This is a genomic window from Nonomuraea sp. CA-218870 (genome assembly GCF_050936535.1).
GTDB classification, from domain to species: domain Bacteria; phylum Actinomycetota; class Actinomycetes; order Streptosporangiales; family Streptosporangiaceae; genus Nonomuraea; species Nonomuraea corallina.
This window is the reverse complement of sequence record NZ_JBNJMN010000001.1, coordinates 765,969-783,586: the sequence shown is the minus strand read 5'-3', so window position 1 is coordinate 783,586 and position 17,618 is coordinate 765,969. Positions and strand designations below refer to the sequence as shown.

19 protein-coding genes, 1 tRNA gene, 1 pseudogene and 1 riboswitch are annotated in these 17,618 nt (G+C 72.7%); of the genes and pseudogenes, 8 read left to right on the top strand and 13 right to left on the bottom strand.

Translation table 11 applies throughout. From position 1 onward, the window contains the following. Positions 1–80 precede the first annotated feature (80 nt). The 3 genes and pseudogenes from mptB to ACQEUU_RS03900 all read right to left on the bottom strand — a co-directional run. Positions 81–1,007, bottom strand: a pseudogene (gene mptB, locus ACQEUU_RS03910) (polyprenol phosphomannose-dependent alpha 1,6 mannosyltransferase MptB); the annotation flags it as partial. A 380-nt stretch (positions 1,008–1,387) separates the two neighbouring features. Continuing rightward, complete coding sequence (locus ACQEUU_RS03905) at positions 1,388–2,116, bottom strand: glycosyltransferase family 2 protein (protein ID WP_433060365.1); 729 nt, start codon at positions 2,114–2,116, stop codon at positions 1,388–1,390. Next, positions 2,113–2,460 carry an STAS domain-containing protein gene (locus tag ACQEUU_RS03900; protein WP_433060362.1) on the bottom strand — a complete coding sequence of 116 codons (348 nt, stop codon included), beginning with the start codon at positions 2,458–2,460 and terminating at the stop codon, positions 2,113–2,115. Before ACQEUU_RS03900 ends, ACQEUU_RS03905 begins: the two co-directional genes overlap by 4 nt. A gap of 249 nt (positions 2,461–2,709) precedes the next feature. Here ACQEUU_RS03900 and ACQEUU_RS03895 point away from each other — a divergent pair, with 249 nt between their 5' ends. After that, positions 2,710–3,126 (top strand): hypothetical protein, encoded by a 417-nt coding sequence (locus ACQEUU_RS03895; RefSeq protein WP_433060359.1) that lies wholly within the window; start codon positions 2,710–2,712, stop codon positions 3,124–3,126. Between the two features lie 99 nt (positions 3,127–3,225). Here ACQEUU_RS03895 and ACQEUU_RS03890 read toward each other — a convergent pair whose 3' ends face one another. Together ACQEUU_RS03890 and ACQEUU_RS03885 are read right to left on the bottom strand one after the other, a co-directional pair. Then, positions 3,226–4,305, bottom strand: coding sequence for a sensor histidine kinase (locus ACQEUU_RS03890; protein ID WP_433060356.1), 1,080 nt, complete (start codon positions 4,303–4,305; stop codon positions 3,226–3,228). Beyond that, positions 4,302–5,000 (bottom strand): response regulator transcription factor, encoded by a 699-nt coding sequence (locus ACQEUU_RS03885; protein ID WP_433060353.1) that lies wholly within the window; start codon positions 4,998–5,000, stop codon positions 4,302–4,304. Before ACQEUU_RS03885 ends, ACQEUU_RS03890 begins: the two co-directional genes overlap by 4 nt. A gap of 94 nt (positions 5,001–5,094) precedes the next feature. Between ACQEUU_RS03885 and ACQEUU_RS03880 the strand changes: the two genes are divergently transcribed. The 3 genes from ACQEUU_RS03880 to yidC are packed head-to-tail and all read left to right on the top strand — an operon-like array spanning position 5,095 to position 6,181. Next, a complete protein-coding gene (locus ACQEUU_RS03880; RefSeq protein WP_433060350.1) occupies positions 5,095–5,268 on the top strand; it encodes a hypothetical protein in 174 nt (57 codons plus the stop codon). Continuing rightward, positions 5,265–5,486, top strand: a complete 222-nt coding sequence (locus ACQEUU_RS03875; RefSeq protein WP_433060347.1) for a DUF6412 domain-containing protein — start codon at positions 5,265–5,267, stop codon at positions 5,484–5,486. The genes ACQEUU_RS03880 and ACQEUU_RS03875 overlap by 4 nt, the downstream gene beginning before the upstream one ends. Before the next feature lie 47 nt (positions 5,487–5,533). After that, a complete protein-coding gene (gene yidC / locus ACQEUU_RS03870; protein ID WP_433060344.1) occupies positions 5,534–6,181 on the top strand; it encodes a membrane protein insertase YidC in 648 nt (215 codons plus the stop codon). On the opposite strand, the gene ACQEUU_RS03865 is transcribed toward yidC, so the two are convergent. Together ACQEUU_RS03865 and ACQEUU_RS03860 are read right to left on the bottom strand one after the other, a co-directional pair. After that, positions 6,165–6,596, bottom strand: coding sequence for an ATP-binding protein (locus ACQEUU_RS03865; RefSeq protein ID WP_433060341.1), 432 nt, complete (start codon positions 6,594–6,596; stop codon positions 6,165–6,167). The genes yidC and ACQEUU_RS03865 overlap by 17 nt on opposite strands. A 142-nt stretch (positions 6,597–6,738) precedes the next feature. After that, positions 6,739–8,574, bottom strand: a complete 1,836-nt coding sequence (locus ACQEUU_RS03860) for a PAS domain S-box protein (protein ID WP_433071732.1) — start codon at positions 8,572–8,574, stop codon at positions 6,739–6,741. Between the two features lie 124 nt (positions 8,575–8,698). Between ACQEUU_RS03860 and ACQEUU_RS03855 the strand changes: the two genes are divergently transcribed. Continuing rightward, the gene (locus tag ACQEUU_RS03855) at positions 8,699–9,259 is read left to right on the top strand and encodes a methylated-DNA--[protein]-cysteine S-methyltransferase (protein WP_433060338.1); all 561 of its coding nucleotides are present in this window, start codon (positions 8,699–8,701) and stop codon (positions 9,257–9,259) included. On the opposite strand, the gene ACQEUU_RS03850 is transcribed toward ACQEUU_RS03855, so the two are convergent. The 4 genes from ACQEUU_RS03850 to ACQEUU_RS03835 form a co-directional block, all read right to left on the bottom strand. Beyond that, positions 9,234–10,577, bottom strand: a complete 1,344-nt coding sequence (locus ACQEUU_RS03850; RefSeq protein WP_433060335.1) for a purine-cytosine permease family protein — start codon at positions 10,575–10,577, stop codon at positions 9,234–9,236. The two genes, ACQEUU_RS03855 and ACQEUU_RS03850, sit on opposite strands and share 26 nt — an antisense overlap. Beyond that, a riboswitch (TPP riboswitch) is annotated at positions 10,568–10,680 on the bottom strand. Its footprint overlaps the gene before it by 10 nt. 72 nt (positions 10,681–10,752) lie before the next feature. Continuing rightward, positions 10,753–11,076, bottom strand: coding sequence for a rhodanese-like domain-containing protein (locus tag ACQEUU_RS03845; protein ID WP_433060332.1), 324 nt, complete (start codon positions 11,074–11,076; stop codon positions 10,753–10,755). Positions 11,077–11,124: 48 nt separating this feature from the next. After that, entirely contained in the window at positions 11,125–12,003 is an 879-nt protein-coding gene (locus tag ACQEUU_RS03840) for an Fpg/Nei family DNA glycosylase (RefSeq protein ID WP_433060329.1), read from the bottom strand. Positions 12,004–12,024: 21 nt separating this feature from the next. Then, positions 12,025–12,630, bottom strand: a complete 606-nt coding sequence (locus ACQEUU_RS03835; protein WP_433060326.1) for a TenA family protein — start codon at positions 12,628–12,630, stop codon at positions 12,025–12,027. Between the two features lie 22 nt (positions 12,631–12,652). Between ACQEUU_RS03835 and ACQEUU_RS03830 the strand changes: the two genes are divergently transcribed. Next, positions 12,653–13,297: a GOLPH3/VPS74 family protein gene (locus ACQEUU_RS03830; protein WP_433060323.1), complete on the top strand. Its 645-nt coding sequence runs from the start codon at positions 12,653–12,655 to the stop codon at positions 13,295–13,297. A gap of 12 nt (positions 13,298–13,309) precedes the next feature. Here ACQEUU_RS03830 and ACQEUU_RS03825 read toward each other — a convergent pair whose 3' ends face one another. Continuing rightward, the gene (locus tag ACQEUU_RS03825; RefSeq protein ID WP_433060320.1) at positions 13,310–14,524 is read right to left on the bottom strand and encodes an LCP family protein; all 1,215 of its coding nucleotides are present in this window, start codon (positions 14,522–14,524) and stop codon (positions 13,310–13,312) included. A 248-nt stretch (positions 14,525–14,772) separates the two neighbouring features. Between ACQEUU_RS03825 and ACQEUU_RS03820 the strand changes: the two genes are divergently transcribed. Both ACQEUU_RS03820 and ACQEUU_RS03815 read left to right on the top strand, forming a co-directional pair. Continuing rightward, positions 14,773–16,128 carry a hemolysin family protein gene (locus ACQEUU_RS03820; protein ID WP_433060317.1) on the top strand — a complete coding sequence of 452 codons (1,356 nt, stop codon included), beginning with the start codon at positions 14,773–14,775 and terminating at the stop codon, positions 16,126–16,128. Further along, positions 16,125–17,141 carry a hemolysin family protein gene (locus tag ACQEUU_RS03815; protein WP_433060315.1) on the top strand — a complete coding sequence of 339 codons (1,017 nt, stop codon included), beginning with the start codon at positions 16,125–16,127 and terminating at the stop codon, positions 17,139–17,141. Before ACQEUU_RS03820 ends, ACQEUU_RS03815 begins: the two co-directional genes overlap by 4 nt. 198 nt (positions 17,142–17,339) lie before the next feature. Here ACQEUU_RS03815 and ACQEUU_RS03810 read toward each other — a convergent pair. Then, positions 17,340–17,422, bottom strand: a tRNA-Leu gene (locus tag ACQEUU_RS03810). Positions 17,423–17,618: the final 196 nt, after the last annotated feature.

The following is a 17,618-nucleotide window of genomic DNA, read 5'->3' as shown; positions in this document are numbered from 1 at the left end:
CCCGCCACGACCACGGCGTCGTCGCCGGACCCCGGAGCCCCGCGGGCGGCGAGAAGCGGGCCCGGCCGCGCCCCGGGTCGGCGGGAGCGGGAGATCAGGCGGAAGAGCGACCAGGCGATGAGGGCGAGCAGGAGCAGGGAGCCGATCTGGATCGCGCCGCGGTAGGCGCTGCCCGTGCCGACGACCGACTGCAGCCAGCCCTGGACGAGCTTCCAGAACGAGGCGTTGGAGATCGACTTGCTGGTGCGGGTGACCGGCGCCAGGGCGGCGAAGCCGGCGACGGCGTAGCCGGCGACCGTCACCGCCAGGGCGACCCCGGCCACGAGTGCCAGGCGGCGGGGGTCGCGGCGCAGCTCCCAGGCGGGGCCGAGGGCGACCAGGCCCGCGTTGAGCTTGACGGCGACCCCCAGGCCGAGGCAAGCGCCTCCGACGACGGGCCGGGACCCGGCCAGCAGGGCCGCCACCATGCAGGCGATGGCCAGGGTGTCGACGTGCATGCCGGCGACGAGCTGGTAGAGCAGGAGCGGGTTGGCCGTCCACAGCAGGGCGGCCCTCATCCGCGCGGCCGGGTCGTCCCGGGTGAAGCGGTCGATGAGCAGGCCGGTGGCGATGAACGCGGCGGCGTTGACCAGGGCCAGCAGGAAGATCGTCAGGCGGACGGAGTCGCCGGCGAGCCAGCTCGCCGCGGTGTGCAGGGCGGTGGCCACCGGCCCGTAGACCGTCGGCTCCTCGCGCCACGGGGCCTCGACGGCGTCGGTGACCGGATCACCGGGAAGGTCGACGGCGCCGTGGGTGTACGGATCGATGCCCAAGGAGGCCAGGCGGCCGTAGCCCGCGTAGTTGAGATGGTCGCCGGAGCCCGACGGCGGCAGGAAGGCGAGCAGGACGGCGGCCAGGCAGCCGAGCAGCACGAGCGCCCGGGGCAGGCGGGCGGGGAACGACGCGGGCGGCACCGCCAGCGCCGCGAGCAGGCCGAGCCCGCCGAGCGTCAGGGCGGCGGCGGCCATGGCGACGACCAGGTAGGGGTGCGGGCCGGCGGCCAGGGAGTAGGGCGGCTGCCAGCCGGGGCCGGACAGGGCCGGGACCATGGCGGACGGGCCGAGCGCGCCGATCAGGACCGTCAGCAGGATCGAGGCGGCGACGCAGGCCAGGGCGGGCCGCATGAGCCGGTGGGGGGCGCTGACCCGCGTCTCGGAAGTCACCCGCAAATTCCAGCACACCCGCCGCGGCACTCCGCCCGCCTGTCCCCACCCTGTGGAAAACACGCCGGACGGCGCGGCCCCGCGAGGCTCGGGAGCCGGTGGGCGTCAGCGGCGCGGCCCCGCGAGGCTCGGATGCGCGTGAGCGTCAGCGGCGCGGCCCCGCGAGGCTCGGGTGCGGGCCGGCGTCAGCGGCGAGGGCGGAGCTTGGCGAGGTTCGCGGCCACCAAGGGCTCGCGGACGGCCAGCGCCAGCGCGACGTCGCGGAGCTGCCGGGCGCGGTGGACCTGGGAGCGCCAGTCGGAGCCGGTCGCCCGGTGCGCCATGTCCACCTCGACCTCCACGACGCGGAACCCCTTGCGGATCAGGTCGATGGTCAGGGCCGTCTCCACGCCGAAGCCGTGGGCCAGCGGGCGGGCCGCCTCGAACGCCTCCCGGGTGAGGCAGCGCTGACCGTTCAGCGGCTGGGTGGCCTCGAATCCGGTGGCGCGGCGGATGCCGTCCCTGGAGAGCCGGACGACGACGCCGTGGCCGGCGAGCTTGACCCGGTTGGTGAAGGCGGCGATGGTCATGTCGGCCAGACCGGCGCGCACGGGCTCGGCTAACGCGGCGGCGGCCTCGGCCGTGGCGGCCAGGTCGGCGTCCAGGAAGAGCAGGTGGCGGGCGGCGCCGTCGTCGAGCAGGCGCACGGCCTCGGCGCCGGTCTCCATGGCGGCGGCCTTGCCGCGGTTGCGGCTGTGGCGCATCACCTTGGCCCCCGCCGCGCGCGCGACCCGGCCCGTCTGGTCGGTCGAGCCGTCGTCGACCACCACGACCAGGTCCACGCCGGGCAGGCCGCGGGCCGAGGCCACGGTGAGGCCGATGCGATCGGCCTCGTTCCTGGCCGGGATGACGACCGCGGTGTCGCCTGCCGTCATGACTGCTCGGCGATGAGAAACTCCCGCGGCACCTCGTCATGCACGGTGAAGACCGAGTCGAGGCCGGTGACCTGCAGGATCTTCTGCACCGCGGGACGGGGCGAGGCCACCTCCAGGGTGCCGCCCCGCTCCTTCATCCGCTTGAGCGCGGACAGCAGCACGTTCATCCCCGTGGAGTCGCAGAAATCCACGGCGGACATGTCGATGACCACGCGGCCGGGCCCCTCCTGAAGCAGCCGGGTGAACTCCGACTGCAGGTGGGGTGCCGTATAGAGGTCGATTTCACCGGCGATCACGACGAGTGCGTGGCCGGCATGTGATCGAGTCGAGACCTTGAGCTCCACACAGGCAGGCTAGCGGCGTGGAGGCTCCGGGTCACGTTGTCACGCCGATACGTGGTTGAAGGCATGAATCGAGGTGGCCGATCCCGAGCTGTGGACGAGAGTGGCCGTTTGGGCTCCGCGCGGACGGAGAGTAAGCGAGACTTGACGTTGTGCCACCATGACGCCCGGAGAGGGGGCGGGCCGGAGCCTCGCTCCGGTCACCACTTCACAGCAGGAGGAGGCTGGGCGAGCTCACGGGCCCGATGACCTATGAACACAGACCGACCGGAAGACCCTCAGCGCCAGAGAGTCCGCGAACAGCTCGAGGCCATCCTCCTCCGCAGCGAGAAGGCGACCTCGTGGCACGACGAGGCCGCCCGGCTGCGCGGGCTGGTCAACCATGAGGGGTACGTCCCCGTACAGACCAGGCTGGCCGTGGAGGACCTCGACTTCCTCACCGGGGCGCGCGACGAGCTGCTCATGTTCTCCGAGCTGGGGCTGCGGCTGCTCGACCTGCACCAGCCGCGTGACGCGGGCGGCATCACCAGCGACGCCGCGCACCCGATCCTGCGGTGCCGGAGCTGCATGTGGCGCTGGCCCTGCCCGACATTTCGCGCGATGTCGGAGTCGTTCGGCTCCACCCCGGAAACCTCCCTCCCGGCCACGGTCCCCCCGGGGCCCGCCTGACAGCCGCCCGTCCACCGCCCGACCGCCCGCGACCCCGCGCCGCCACGCCTCATGAACCTCTCGCTGTCCCGAACCGCCGCCCCGCGAGGGCCCGGCGCGTCACGCGAGAGGCAGGCGGATCTCGAACCGGCACCCGCGGCCCTCGTTCGCCACCCCGATCACCCCGTCGTGCGCCCGTACGATTCCCTCGGCGATCGCCAGCCCCAGCCCGGCCCCGCCGTCCGAGGTCGGGGTCCGGGCTGTCTCCCCGCGGAAGGCCACCTCGAACACCCGCGTCAGGTCCTCGTCCGGGATGCCGCCGCAGGAGTCGCTGACCGACAGGCTGGCCGTCCCGTCCGACGCCCCGGCCCGCAGCACCACGGGCAGGTCCGGCGGCGTGTGCTCGATGGCGTTGACCACGAGGTTGCGCAGCGCCCGTCCGAGCGCGCCCGCGTCGGCCTCGACCGGCACGGCCGCCGCCTCGGCGGTGAGCAGCACGCCCTTCGCCCTGGCCAGCGGCTCGGCCCCGGCCAGCGTGTCGGCGACCAGGTCGGCGAGCCCGATCCTGGCCCGTGACAGCCGCAGCGCCCCGGCGTGGATCCTCGACAGCTCGAACAGGTCGTCGACCATGGCCGACAGCCGTTCCACCTCCCGCTTGATCTGGCGGTGGTAGCGGCCGACCGTCTCGGGGTCGGAGACGACGCCGTCCTCCAGTGCCTCCGCCATGGCCCGCATCCCGGCCAGCGGGGTGCGCAGGTCGTGGCTGACCCAGGCGACGAGCTCGCGCCGGGCGCCTTCCAGGGCGCGTTCGCGGGCGTACGCCTTCTCCAGCGCGTCGGCGATGGACTGGAGCTCGGCGGGCAGCCCGCGCGGCGCGGCGAACGGCTGCTCGTCGACCGCGGCCACCAGCCGCCTGCTCTCGGCCACGACCCGCCGGGCCACCACGAAGGCGACGCCGAGCCCGACGAGGCCGCCGACGGCGACCACGCTGAGCACGATGTCCCTGGCCGGCCCCTCGATGATCATCCGCATCGTGATCGCGACCACGCCGGCCAGGGTGGCGGCCACGGCGACGACCACCACGATCGCCATGATCACGCCGATGGAGCGGGTCCGCAGCACCCACATGACGGCCAGCCCCAGGCCGGCCACGAGCAGGCCCAGCCCGGCGGTGACCGCGACGATCACGCCCAGGGTCACGCCGCGCCCTCCAGCGGCTCGTACCGGTAGCCGACTCCCCAGACGGTGACGATCCTGCGCGGCTCGGTGGGGTCGGGCTCGATCTTCTCCCGCAGCCGCCTGACGTGCACGGTCACGGTGGAGGAGTCGCCGAACGACCACCCCCACACCTGGTCGAGCAGCGCGGCCCGGCTGAACGCCTGCCTGGGGTTGCGCATCAGGTAGGCCAGCAGGTCGAACTCGCGGGCGGTCAGCATGACCGGCTCACCGTCCAGCCGCACCTCGTGGGCGCCCACGTCCACCACCAGGCCGGCGTCGCGGAGCACGCCGGTGCCGCCGGTGACGGCGGCGCCGCGGGCCCGGCGCAGCACCGATCTGACGCGCAGGGCCAGCTCACGAGGGCTGAACGGCTTGACCACGTAGTCGTCGGCGCCCGTCTCCAGGCCGGCCACCCGGTCGAGCTCCTCGCCGAGCGCGGTCAGCATGATCACCGGAACCGGCCAGCGCTCCCTGAGCTTCCTGCACACCTGCAGCCCGTCGAGCTTGGGCAGCATCAGGTCGAGCACCATCAGGTCGGGCGGGCTGGCCAGGGCGCGGCGCAGCGCCTCCGCGCCGTCTCCCACGCACTCGACCTCGTGCCCGTCGCGCTCCAGGTAGCGGGCGACCACTTCGGACACGGTCGGGTCGTCGTCGACCACCAGGATGCGGGTGTTCACGCCCTCACCGTACGGCGCGGGGGCGCCGGTGAGGCGATCACGTCATCGGACGGTAAGCATCGCGCGGGGGACCGGCACGACGTACGGTGGGCTCATGGGTCGAGTCATCATGCTCGTGGCGGGCGTCGCTCTGGCGCTCTTCGTGCTGTTCACCTTCATCATCCCCATGGTCCTGGGGCTGCTGAAGATCGCGCTGATCATCGGGGTGGTCGCGCTGCTGGTCTTCATCGTCGTCACGATGGTCGGTAAGTCCTCGACCTCCCGGTGACGGCCTTCCTGTTCGATCCGTGGCTCATCGCCGTCACCATGGTGGCGGTCCTGCTGCTCCTGTCGTGGGCGGTCAGGCCGCTGCCGGTCTGCGGTGGTGAGCCCTCCGGGTTCCCCCTGGTGTACGCGCGGCGCACGGCCTTCCAGCGCCAGCGCGATCCCGGCGCGCCGGGCAGGCCCAGGCCGCGAGCTCCTTCACCGCGCCCCGCTTCCGGCTAGGCGGGGCTCGGACCCGAGCCCTGAAGGTCTCCGCGGGAGAAGGGCTCATGATCGATTCACTGGTGTCATTCATCGTCGGCATGTCCGGGGGCCACGCCGCCCTCGGCATCGTGCTGTTCACGCTGGCCGTGCGGCTCCTGCTGCTGCCGCTGGCCGTCCGCCAGGCGCGCGCCGCCAGGCTCAGGGAGCGCCTCGCGCCGAGGCTCCGCGAGCTGCGCAAGAGGTTCGGGCGCGACCCGGAGCGGCTGGCCAGGGAGACGTCCGCGCTGTTCGCCAAGGAGGGCAGCTCGCCGCTGGCGGGGATCCTGCCGGGGCTGGCGCAGCTGCCGTTCCTGTGGCTGATGTTGCGGGTGGCCACGCATCCGACCGCGCTGGCGGGCCATGACCTGTTCGGGGCTCCGCTGGGTCAGCAGGTCGCCGCCGTGATCGCGCATTACGGTCTGGCCAGCGGCCCCTTTTCGGTCTTCGCTTTGGTGCTCGTCCTGATGGCCGTGGTGGCATGGCTGTCGTCCCGTACGGTGCGGTCGTCGCTCACGGAGGACCAGCCGGAGCTCATGCGGAAGATCGCGCCGCTGCTCCCTTACGGCTCGCTCGTGGCCGCGGCCGTGCTCCCCCTGGCCGCCGGGCTCTACCTGCTGGTGTCCACGGCGTGGACCACGGGAGAGCGCGCCGTGCTCGCTACCCGGCCTCTTTGAGCGCGTGAACCTGCCCGTTCACCTTCTTCTTGGGCGCGGGCAGGATCGCCCACACGGTCGTCGTGTCGCCGTCGTGCCGCACGCCCCAGCTCTCCGCCACGTACTCGACGATGCCCAGCCCGCGCCCGCCCAGCGAGGACAGCGCAGGCCGGCCCGCCCTCGGCTCGGTGGCCGCTCCCCCGTCGCTGACCGCCACCTCGATGTGGTCCTCGCTGCGCAGCCAGGACACCTTCACCATGCCCGAGGGCAGCGGGTGCGCGTGTCGCAGCGCGTTGCTGAGCAGCTCGCTCACCACCAGCACGGCATCGTCGATCGCGGCGCCGAAGACCCCGCAGTCGTGGAGATCGGAGCTGAGACGCTGGCGGGCGACGGCGACGCTGGACGGCGCGTACGGCAGCAGCACCACGCTTGACACACCCACCTCCCCGTCTCCCAGTGCCCCCCGCGGAAGCACCCCCGGTACGACCGAAATGCCCCGTTCCTCGATCCCAGAAACCGCATCTCAATCACAGCTTGTACACATCGGACGATAGATCAGCGCAAGCATGACCACCTCGTTACCGCACCGGTGTGTCGGATCGGATAGGAGAAGCGCACCTGAGCTGGAGCTTCATCCGCGTGCCACCGGCGGGCCGCGGGTGCGCGCTCACCTCGCCGCCCTGGGCCCTGGCCAGACTCCGCACGATGTAGAGCCCGAGCCCGACGCCGCCGAACCTCCTGCGGTCGCCGGTCTCCACCTGGACGAACCGTTCGAAGATCCGCTCCCGGTGGGCCGGCGCGATCCCCACGCCCTCGTCGTCGACCACCACGACCACCCTGCCGTCCTCGTGCCAGGCTCCGACGCTGATCAGCCCGCCCCGCGGCGAGTACTTGAACGCGTTCTCCAGAAGCTGGGCGAGCACGATGTCGGTGGCCAGCGGATCGCCCAGCGCGTGCGGCAGGTCCGCGGCGATGTCCACCTCGATGCGGTGCCTGTCGGACAGCACCGGCAGGCCGAGCGTGGCCGCCCTGAGCCGCTCGGCCAGGTCGAACGGCTCGTCGCCGACCACCTGCTCCTCCGCTCCCGCCCTGGCGCCGAGCAGCAGGTGGTCCATGAGCCGGCCGAGCGACCGGGAGCGCTCGGCGATCGCGTGCACGGCGTAACGGCGCTCGGCGTCGCTAAGCTGCTCCCACCGGGCGTCGAGCGTGCTGGCGAAGCCGCCGACGACCGTGATCGGGGTGCGCAGCTCGTGGCTGGTGGTCGCCAGGAACAGGTCCTTGGCCTCCTCCAGCTCCTTGGCCGCCGTGACGTCGCGGAAGTCGACGACCAGCTCGCCGGTCTCCTCGATGCGCGCGCACACCACGTCCAGCCAGCGCCCGTCCGGCAGCTGGTGGGTGACCTTCTCGCCGGGGCCGGGCAGCGGGAACGGCGGCGGGCCGCCCGTCACCTCCTCGGCCGCGACGGCGGTGAGCCGGGCCGCCGCCGGGTTCCACCGCAGCACCCGGCCGTCGCCGTCGAGCACCGCGATGCCGTCGGCGCTGGCGTCGAACACGGCCCGCTCGTGCGCCCGCTGCCGCACCGCCTCCTGGTAGGCGACCGCGTTGCCGACCGCGATGCCGGCGTGCCCGGCCAGCAGCTCCAGCAACTCCAGCTCCAGGTGGCCGGGCTTGCTCCTGGTGAACAGCGCGTAGAGCGCGCCGTACGGGCGACCGCCGACGGCGGCCAGGCCGAGCGCGATGGTGTGCAGGCCCTTGAGCTCGGCCCACACCAGCCGCTCGATCCCCTCGGACTCCAGCAGCACGGTCCTGCCGGTGCGCAGCAGCGTGCCGACCAGGCTGGTGTGCAGGTCGGTGGTGGCGTCCTTCAGCGACGGCGGCAGCCGGTAGATGCTGACCAGCCGCAACCGCTCGCCCTCGATGAGCACGAACCCGCCCGCGTCGGCCCCCGTCAGCTCGGTGAGGCTGGCCGAGATGCGGTCGAGCACGGCGGGCAGCTCCAGCTCGGCGTTGATGTCGCCGACCACGTCGGTGAGCCTGCGCACCAGCCTGGCCCGGCGCGCCATCCGGTGCTCGGCGGCGCTGCCGGCCCGCACCAGGTGGTAGACGCAGACGTACCCGGCCGTCGCGCAGCCCGTCCGCAGCGCGCTGATGTCGGCCCGTACGTCCAGCACGGCGCCGTCGGCGCGCGCCCGCTTGGTGCGCAGCGACACCTGCTCGCCGGTGCGGACGCGCTCCAGGGCCGCGTGGTGCTCGGCCGCCAGCTCCTCGGGCACGATCGGCGCCCGGCGGCCCAGCACGTCGGCCGCGGGCCAGCCGAAGAGCGCCTCGGCGGCGGCGTTCCACACCAGGACCGTCTGGTCCCTGTCGATCGCGACCACGGCGTTGGGCGAGCTGTCGAGCACCGCCCGGACCATCTCGTCGTCACTCGCAGCCCTTGCGTCCCCCACGACTCCATAGTGCCCGCGGCGTGGCGCCCGCGTCGGGCGATCCGTCCGATACGCTGCGGTCACGGCTGTTCGTACGGGTGGAGGTGAAGACGTGTCGGGCGACCTGGATGCCCTTCTGCGGGCGACGTCCGACACCTATCGCGGCGACGGCCCGCCCGACATCGCGTTCGGCACCTACGACGGCGCGGTGGGCCGGCTGGTGCTCGCGGTCACCGCCCGCGGCCTCGTCTCCTGCAGCTACGAGGACGAGAACGTCGTGTTCGCACGGGTGGCCAAGCAGGTGGGCAGGCTCATCGGCAACGACGCCCGGCGGCTCGACCCGGTGCGCCGCGAGCTCGACGCCTACTTCTCCGGCCGGCTGCGCGCCTTCTCCACCCGGGTCGACCTGTCCCTGGCCACCCCGTTCGCCCGTACGGTGCTGCAGAAGACGATGGCGATCCCGTACGGCACGACCACGACGCCGGCCCGCGTCGGCGAGCTCATCGGCAGGCCGCGGGCGCTGCGCGCGGTCGGCAACGCGCTCGGCGCCAACCCCGTGTGCGTGATCGTGCCGTGTCACCGGGTGGTGCGCGACGACGACGAGCCCGGCGACTACGCGGGCGGCGCCGCCGCGAGGCGGCACCTGCTCACCGTCGAGCGGCGCGGCGCCTGACCAGCCCGATCAGCAGCGTCACCAGGGCCGCGACGATGGCCGCGCCGAGCGCGCCGTTCATCCACGGCTCCCTGGTGAAGCCGACGGCCTCGCGCACCCCGGCCCAGAAGCCGTCCCAGGGCGCGACGGTCGGGGTGGAGGTGGTCAGCCAGTACGCGGCGAACCCGAGCGCCCACGGCGCCAGCATCGACCAGCGGGCGGGGGCGTCGGCGGCGGTGTTCCACCGGGCCGAGCCGCCGAGCAGGAAGTAGTCGACGGCCAGCACCGCGAACATGGGCACGAACACCGCGCCGATCACGCCCAGGAACGCGCCGTAGGAGGTCACGTCCACCACCAGCGCGATGGCGATGGTGAGCAGGCCGATGACCGTGCTGATGATCCGCCGGTCGACGCGCGGCATGAGGTTCTGCAGCGAGACGGTCGTCGAGTAGACGTTGGCGAACGACTGGTCGGCCTCGCGCAGCACCAGGACCGCGAAGAACAGCGCGCCCAGCGGCGCCGCCACGAACGGCCCGAACACCGCGGTGCTGTCGGCCGCCACCGCCTGCGCGCCGGCGATCGCGACCGCGTACACGCCCAGCGCCAGGCAGGCCACCTGGGCGAGCGTGTAGCCGCCGACCACGCCGGTGAAGGCCGCCCGGCTGGACCTGGAGTGGCGGGCGAAGTCGGCGGCCAGCGGCACCCACGACACCGACAGCGCGATCACGTAGTCGACGGCCGGGGCGAACGCCTCCCAGGACCCGCCGGTCCGCGGCTGGGCGTCGCCCAGGAACTGCACCGCGAACCAGACCATCGCGATGATCACCAGGACCGTGATGTAGCGCCTGATCAGCCGGACGGCGCCCAGCGGCCAGACGCTCAGCACGGTGGTGATCACCCCGGCGACGATCACCCAGACCGGGTACGGGACCGTGTCGCCGAAGATGGCCAGGGCGCCCTGGGCGATGACCCAGAGCTCGAACGCGCCCCAGCCGACCATCTGGATGATGTTGAGCCCGGTCGGCACGTACGACAGCCGCGCCCCGAACAGCCCGCGCAGCAGCACCATCGCGGGCTGCCCGGTCCGCGTGCCGGGGATGGCCGCCAGGCCCACCATGGTCGTGCCGATCAGGCTGCCGACGACGGTGGCGGCCAGCGCGGCCGTCAGCGACAGCGGCGCGCCGCCGAGCGGGTCGATCAGGAACAGCGCCCCGGAGAAGCCCAGCAGGCTGACCGCCAGGTTGGCCCAGAGCGCGCCCTGGTCGAGCACGCCGAGGGTCTTGGGCGGCGTGCCCTCCAGGGTCAGCGGAACTTCGTCGCCGTGGACGGCATGCGGCATCGCGCACTCCCTACGCCGGCATTACCCGGACAGGTTCATGCGGTCGGCAGCGGCGGTAGCTGCCCTCTCAGCCCGGTTGCCCCGAGCTCCCGCGGTGGGTCGAACGCGGCCGGAGATCACCTCCGGCACGCGCCCCCATGATGCCCTATTGGTCGGATTTGGGCCAGCGGCGGAGTCAGGCGACCACGGGCGGCAGGTTCGTCTCGCTGACCATGGGGCGCTTGTCGTACTCCCAGGCCTGCATGCCGCCGGCGACGTTGATCGCCTCCCGGCCGAGCCGGTTGAGCCAGGCCGCGACCTGCGCCGAGCGGCCTCCGACGCGGCACACGACGTAGACGGGGCGGCCGGACGGCACCTCCTCGACCCGCGCCTGGATCTGCGTCATCGGGATGTGGACCGCCTCGGGCGCGTGACCCGCCACCCACTCGTCCTGCTCGCGCACGTCGAGCAGGTAGGCGTCCTCGGGCACGTCGCGGACCTCGACCTCGGGAACCGTCATGGGCCCATTCTCCCCTGCCGCGCGCCGTGCTCGGCACACGCCGCGACCCTACTTGAGCAGCCTGGACATGCGGCGGTCGGCCAGCGGCTTGCCGCCGGTCTGGCAGGTGGGACAGTACTGCAGCGCGGAGTCGGCGAACGACACCTCGCGGATCGTGTCGCCGCACACGTCACACGGCTGACCGGCGCGGTTGTGCACGCGCAGCCCCGACTTCTTCTCCGCCTTGAGGTCCTTGGCCGCCAGGCCGCGGGCCCGCTCGACCGCCTCGCGCAGCGTGGTCACGATCGCCTCGTGCAGGTCGGCGACCTGCGCGTCGGTCAGCGTCGAAGCGATCTTGAACGGTGACATCCTCGCGGCGTGCAGCACCTCGTCGGAGTAGGCGTTGCCGATGCCCGCGATGACCTTCTGGTCGCGCAGCAGGCCCTTGACCTGGGTGCGGTTGCCGCCGAGGATCCGCTTGAGCGCGGCCACGTCGAAGGACGGGTCGAGCGGGTCGGGCCCGAGCGCGGCGATCCCCGGCACCTCCTCCGGGTCCCTCACCACGTAGACGGCCAGGCGCTTCTGCGTGCCCGCCTCCGTCAGCTCGAACCCCGGCGCGAGCCCCTCGGCGTCGGCCGCCATCCGCACCCGTACGGCCAGCGGGCCCTTGCCCGGACGGACCGGCCTGGCGCCCGAGAGGTCCTCACGCCAGCGCAGCCAGCCCGCCCGGGCCAGGTGGATGACGAGGTGGAGGCCGTCGCAGTCGAGATCGAGGAACTTGCCGTGTCTGGTCACGCCCGTGACGGCCAGCCCGCCCAGCGCGCTCACCGGCGGGTCGAACGTCTTGAGCGCCTGCACGCCCGGCACGTCGACGCCCGCGATCACGCGTCCGACCGCCCGCTCGCGCAGGAACGCGGTGAGCGACTCGACCTCGGGAAGCTCCGGCATGCCCTCCAGCCTACGCGGGCGCTACGGCACGTCCCAGAACGCCAGCTCGTGCGCCATCCCCTCCCGGAACCTCGCCTCGGCCACGGCCGGGTCGGGGTCCGCCTCGTCGAGCATCCGGGCGATCCGCTCGGTCAGCGCCGCGAACCCCGGGTCGGCGTAGGTGTCGACCCAGGCCCGGTAGCGCGGCTCGGCCGGCGGGTTCTCCGCCAGGATCCGCCCCAGCGTCGAGTAGCCCCACATGCACGGGTACAGCGCCGCCAGCCCCTCTCCGTACGAGGAAGCCGCCTCCAGCAGGAAGTCCGTGTACGCCACGCACGCCGGCCCCTTCACGGCCCCCTCCAGGTCGGCGCCGAACTCCGCCGACAGCGAACGGTGCAGATCCAGCTCCTCGTGGTACGTCGAGTGCGCCAGGTCCACGAGGTCTCCCACGTGCGCGTCGGGCGCCTGCCAGGCCAGCTTCGCGAAAACCCGCACGTAGTCCAGGAGGTACAGGTAGTCCTGTTCCAGCCACGACCGGAACACCGGGTCCGGCAGGTCACCCCGCCCGATGCCGGTCACCGTCGGATGCTCCAGCTGAGCCTGGAGCAGGGGGCGGCCGATAACGTGCAACTTTTCCGAGATGGTCATGCTCGCACGTTAGTGTCAGAGGATGAGTGTGACGATCGCGGAGGAGATCCTCCTTCTCGCCTTCGGCGAGGACGACGGCAGGCAGTTGCTCTCCGCCATCCAGCTCGACCCCGCCGTGGCCGGCGCCCTGCTCGCGGAGCTGGCCCTCGGCGAGCGCATCGCGCTGCGCGACAAGAAGGTGACGGTCCTCGACCCCGCGCCGATGGGCGACGACGAGCTCGACGGCGCGCTCGCCCGCATCGCCGGCAGCCCCAAGGAGCGCAAGCCGGCCTGGTGGGTGCAGCAGCTCCAGTCGGGCAAGCTCCGCACCCGCCTGCTCACCCGGCTCGCCGGCGCGGGCGTGCTGGCCGAGGAGCGCGTACGGGTGTTCGGCATCTTCCGCACCACCCGCTGGCCCGAGCTCGACGGCGCCGTGGAGGCGCGGGTGCGCGAGCGGGTCGCCGCCGCGCTCGGCGGCGCCGAGCCGGACCCGCGCACCGCCGTGCTCATCGCGGTCATGCACGCCGCCAAGCTCGACCGCAAGGCGTTCCCCGGCGCCGACAAGGAGCGGGTCAAGCAGATCGCCTCCGGCGCCTGGGAGGCGGAGGCCGTGGCCCAGACGATCGCCGCGATCAACGCGGGCATCTCGATCGCCGTCACCACGGCCGCCATCACCGCGTCGAGCTGAAACGGCGCCGAGCTAGCCGGCGTCGACGACCTCCTTCGGCACCGGCTTGTCGGCGGCCAGCGCGTCGAACAGGGCCACGGCCTTGGTCCTGTCCCACTTGACGGCCTCGCCGCCGGCGACGACCTCGGTGCCGCCGAACGGCACCACCGTGGTCACCGGGTTGTCGCCCATGGCCAGGCCCAGCGAGAGCATGTCGAACACGCCGGTGTCCTCGTCGACCGCCACCGCCTCGGTCGCGCTCATCGCCAGCGGGATCGAGGTGAACGGGTTGATCAGGGTGCCGGGGCTGGCCGCCTTCTTCACCACCGCGCCGAGGAACTGTCGCTGGCGCTTGGTGCGCTCGTAGTCGGGCAGCGCGCCGCCCTGGCGGGTGCGGACGTAGCCGAGCGCCTGGGCGCCGGTGAGGGTCTGGGTGCCCTTCTTGAGCTTCAGGCCCGCCTTGGGGTCGTTCACCGCGGCGCGCACGTTGATGTCGACGCCGCCGACGGCGTCCACGATGTCGACGAAGCCGGCGAAGCCGATCTCCATGTAGTTGTCGACGCGGATGCCGGTGACCGTCTCGACGGTGCGGACCAGGAGCTCGGGCCCGCCGATGGCGTAGGCGGCGTTGAGCTTGTTGCGGCCCTTGCCGGGGATGGTGACGGCGGAGTCGCGGGGCAGGCTGACCAGCGTCGGCCGGTCGCCGCCCTCCGGCAGGTGGAGCAGCATCATCGAGTCGGTCCGCTGGCCCCCGCTGTTGCCGGTGGCCAGCTTCCTGCGCTCGCGGGCGGACAGGCCCTTGCGGCTGTCGGAGCCGACCAGGAGCCAGTTGGTGCCGGGGGTGTCGGCCGGGCGGCCCTCGTAGTCGTCCAGGATCCCGGCGGGCAGCCCGCCCAGCCGGCCGTCGATCCAGAACAGCAGACCGGCGGCGAGCAGCACCAGCGCGGCCAGGAGCGCGCCCAGGATCTTGAGCACGGTGCCGCCCCTGATCCGCCTGCGCGGCCGCCGCCCGGGCGGGGGCTGCTGCTCGGAGCCGCGCCGCATCGGGCGGACGGGGCTGTCGCCGGAGCGCGGCCTGCCGTACACGCGCGAGCCGGCCCGGGGCGGCTCGTCGCCGGCCGATGAGGCGGGAGGCTGCGGGAAGTGGTGCGCGGGCGCCCCCGCCGAGCGCCGCCCCTCGTCCTTTCGCGGCAGCGGACGGCGCTCACCAGGCGGGCGCATGGCCCGCGTCCGGTCGTCCTCAGACACTTGGCTCCTTCTTCCCATCGCTTGACATAGACGCTACGTCGCAGACGTCGTTCAGTGCAGCGCACCGGCCAATGTTCCGCCCACGGAAAAGTACGCAGAACCCGGCGGATATGGCCACCGGAAACACAGAAGGCACCTGCATCGTTAGCTTTAGGGACCACATCTATGGAAAGGATGATCGTGTCCACTGCGGACCCATGGAGTAGCCGCCCGTGCGCATGCACGGGGACCTCTGAGAGCTCGCGCCGGTGAGCGCTTATCTGGGCATCCTGGCCCTCTTCCTGCTCACTGCCGCGACGGGCTACTTCGTCGCCCAGGAGTTCGCCTTCGTCGCCGCCGACCGGGCCGTCCTGCGCGAGCAGGCCGCGGCCGGTGACCAGGCCGCCGAGAAGGCGCTGCGGGTGACCTCTCGACTGTCGTTCATGCTGTCGGGCGCCCAGCTCGGCATCACCGTCACCGCCCTCGTGGTCGGTTTTCTGGCCGAGCCCGCCATCGCCGCGCTCGTGCGGCCCTGGCTGTCGGACGCCGGTCTCCCGGACAGCCTGATCACCGGGCTGTCCGTCGCCATCGGCGTCGGCGTGGCCACCGTGGTCCAGATGGTGCTCGGTGAGCTGGCGCCGAAGAACCTCGGCATCGCCAGGCCAGAGCCGTTGGCCAAGTTCCTGGCCGGATCGACGCTCGTCTACCTGGCCGTGGTCGGCCCGGTGATCCGGCTGTTCGACTCTGCCGCCACCGGGCTGCTCAGGAAGCTGGGCATCGAGCCCGTCGAGGAGGTGGAGCACGGCGCCACCCCGGAGGAGCTCTCCCGGATCATCGAGGAGTCCACCGAGGCCGGCGAGCTGCCTCCGCGCCTGTCGGAGCTGCTGGAGCGCGCCCTGGAGTTCGGCGACCACACGGCCGAGGAGATCATGGTGCCGCGGCCGCGGGTGGTCACGCTCCGCACCGCCCAGCCGATCTCCGAGCTGGTGGAGACGATGCGGGTCTGCGGGCACACCCGCTACCCGGTGCTCGGCGACGACGGCGACGTCGCGGGTGTGACCGGCGTGCGCGAGCTGCTGACCTCCGGGATGGAGGAGGGCGCCGTCGGCGACATCACCCGGCAGGCGCTGCTCGTGCCCGACTCGCTGCCTCTCCCGGCGGTGCTCGACCGCATGCGCGTCGCCCACGACGACATCGCCTGCGTCATCGACGAGTACGGCGGCCTGGCCGGTGTGATCACCGTCGAGGACCTGGCGGAGGAGCTGGTCGGCGAGCTGGTCGACGAGAACGACCCGGACCCCGTGGGCGCCGTGCGGCAGCCCGGCGGCGTCTGGGAGGTGCCCGGCAGGCTGCGGCTCGACGAGGTCGAGCGGGCCACCGGCATCGCGCTGCCGGAGAGCGACGACTACGACACGCTGGGCGGCCTGATCCTGGCGGAGCTGGGGCGGATGCCCGAGCCCGGCGACACGGTGACGGTGCCCACGGTCGTGGAGGCCGACCCGTTCGAGGAGGACGACGGGAACCGGCATCTGGCCGAGCTGACCGTGATCTCCATCACCCGGCGCGTGCCCGAATGGGTGCGTCTGACGCCCGCCCAGCAGCCCGCGGAGGCGACGAGCCGATGACGATGATCCTGATCAGTGTGACGCTGCTGGCGTTCAACGCGCTGTTCGTGGCGGCCGAGTTCGCCTTCGTCTCCTCACGGCGGCACCGCCTGGAGGAGATCGCGACGGGCGGCAACCGGCTCGTCAGAATCGCGGCCAGGTCCGCCGCGGGCGGCAGCCGCCAGCTCTCGCTCATGCTGGCCGGCGCCCAGCTCGGCATCACGCTGTGCACGCTGGGCCTCGGGTACGTGACCGAGCCGGCCATCGAGCACTATCTGGAGCCGGTGTTCGCGGCCATCGGCGTGGCCGAGCCGCTGCGCGTGCCGATCGCGCTCACGCTCGCGCTGGCCCTGGTGACGTTCCTGCACATGGTGGTGGGCGAGATGGCGCCCAAGTCGTGGGCGCTGACCCATCCCGAGCGCGCGGCGCTGCTGCTCACCCTGCCCTTCCGGGCCTTCACCTGGGTGATGCTGCCGCTGCTCTCGACGCTCAACGGCCTGACCAACGTGATGCTGCGGCTCTTCGGCGTGCAGCCGCGCGACGAACTGGCCACGACCAGGACGCCGCGCCAGCTCGCCATGCTGGTCGGCGAGTCCGGCCGGATGGGCCTGCTGGACCGGGAGGAGCACGACCTGCTCACCCGGGCGCTGCGGTTCGAGGCGGCGGGCATCGAGCGCCTCATGGTGCCGATCGACCGGGTCGTCACCGTGCCTCCGTCGGCCGACACGGCCGAGATCCGCCGCGTGGCGGCCGGCAGCGGCCACCTGCGGCTGCTCGTGAGCGACGGCGGCGAGGTGACGGGCGTCCTGCACGCCCGCGACGCCCTGCTGCAGCCGGGACGCACGGCGGGCGAGCTGGCCCGGCCGGTGCCGGAGCTGCAGAGCGCCACGCAGGTTCCCGAGGCCGTGGCGGCGCTGCAGGAGGCGCGGGCGCATCTGGCGCTGGTCATCGGCGGCGAGGGCGCGACCGTCGGCATGGTGAGCCTCACGGACCTGCTGGGCCAGCTCCTGGACACCCGCAAGCTGGCGGCCTGACACCCCCGGGTCCGCTGTGACTGAAAACACAGCGAAACGCCCGGCCGGAAGCGACGTGAAAGTGCGTTGCAACCGGCCGGGCGTACCCTTCGCCGAGCGAATGCGAGAAGTGGACGGAAAAGATGAAGCCCCGGCTCTTGCGAACCGAGGCTCTCTTTCGTCAGTGTTGGTCTGCCGATTTCATCGGCGTGACCGGAGTGGGCGAGGAGGGATTTGAACCCTCACGTCCTTTCGGACACACGGACCTGAACCGTGCGCGTCTGCCGTTCCGCCACCCGCCCTTGTGGGTGCGGAGAAACATTAGCACGGAACAGCCACTGGTACTGAACCCGGATACGATCGCATAAGACACGTGAGCGGAGGAGCTGGGCGCGACTGCTTGGAGGGCGCCGGGGAACTCTGTCTCGTGGTTCGAGCGGAGACCGGGCGTCGTGGGCGTCTGGGGGCCGCGATCATATGCACGGAGGAAGGGAGGTA

Coding starts and splice junctions, on each gene's coding strand:
- ACQEUU_RS03905 (WP_433060365.1), bottom strand. CDS start 2,116: ATGACGGCAGGCGACACCGCGGTCGTCATCCCGGCCAGGAACGAGGCC.
- ACQEUU_RS03895 (WP_433060359.1), top strand. CDS start 2,710: ATGAACACAGACCGACCGGAAGACCCTCAGCGCCAGAGAGTCCGCGAA.
- ACQEUU_RS03880 (WP_433060350.1), top strand. CDS start 5,095: ATGGGTCGAGTCATCATGCTCGTGGCGGGCGTCGCTCTGGCGCTCTTC.
- yidC (WP_433060344.1), top strand. CDS start 5,534: ATGATCGATTCACTGGTGTCATTCATCGTCGGCATGTCCGGGGGCCAC.
- ACQEUU_RS03860 (WP_433071732.1), bottom strand. CDS start 8,574: ATGGTCCGGGCGGTGCTCGACAGCTCGCCCAACGCCGTGGTCGCGATC.
- ACQEUU_RS03850 (WP_433060335.1), bottom strand. CDS start 10,577: ATGCCGCATGCCGTCCACGGCGACGAAGTTCCGCTGACCCTGGAGGGC.
- ACQEUU_RS03845 (WP_433060332.1), bottom strand. CDS start 11,076: ATGACGGTTCCCGAGGTCGAGGTCCGCGACGTGCCCGAGGACGCCTAC.
- ACQEUU_RS03840 (WP_433060329.1), bottom strand. CDS start 12,003: ATGCCGGAGCTTCCCGAGGTCGAGTCGCTCACCGCGTTCCTGCGCGAG.
- ACQEUU_RS03835 (WP_433060326.1), bottom strand. CDS start 12,630: ATGACCATCTCGGAAAAGTTGCACGTTATCGGCCGCCCCCTGCTCCAG.
- ACQEUU_RS03830 (WP_433060323.1), top strand. CDS start 12,653: ATGAGTGTGACGATCGCGGAGGAGATCCTCCTTCTCGCCTTCGGCGAG.
- ACQEUU_RS03815 (WP_433060315.1), top strand. CDS start 16,125: ATGACGATGATCCTGATCAGTGTGACGCTGCTGGCGTTCAACGCGCTG.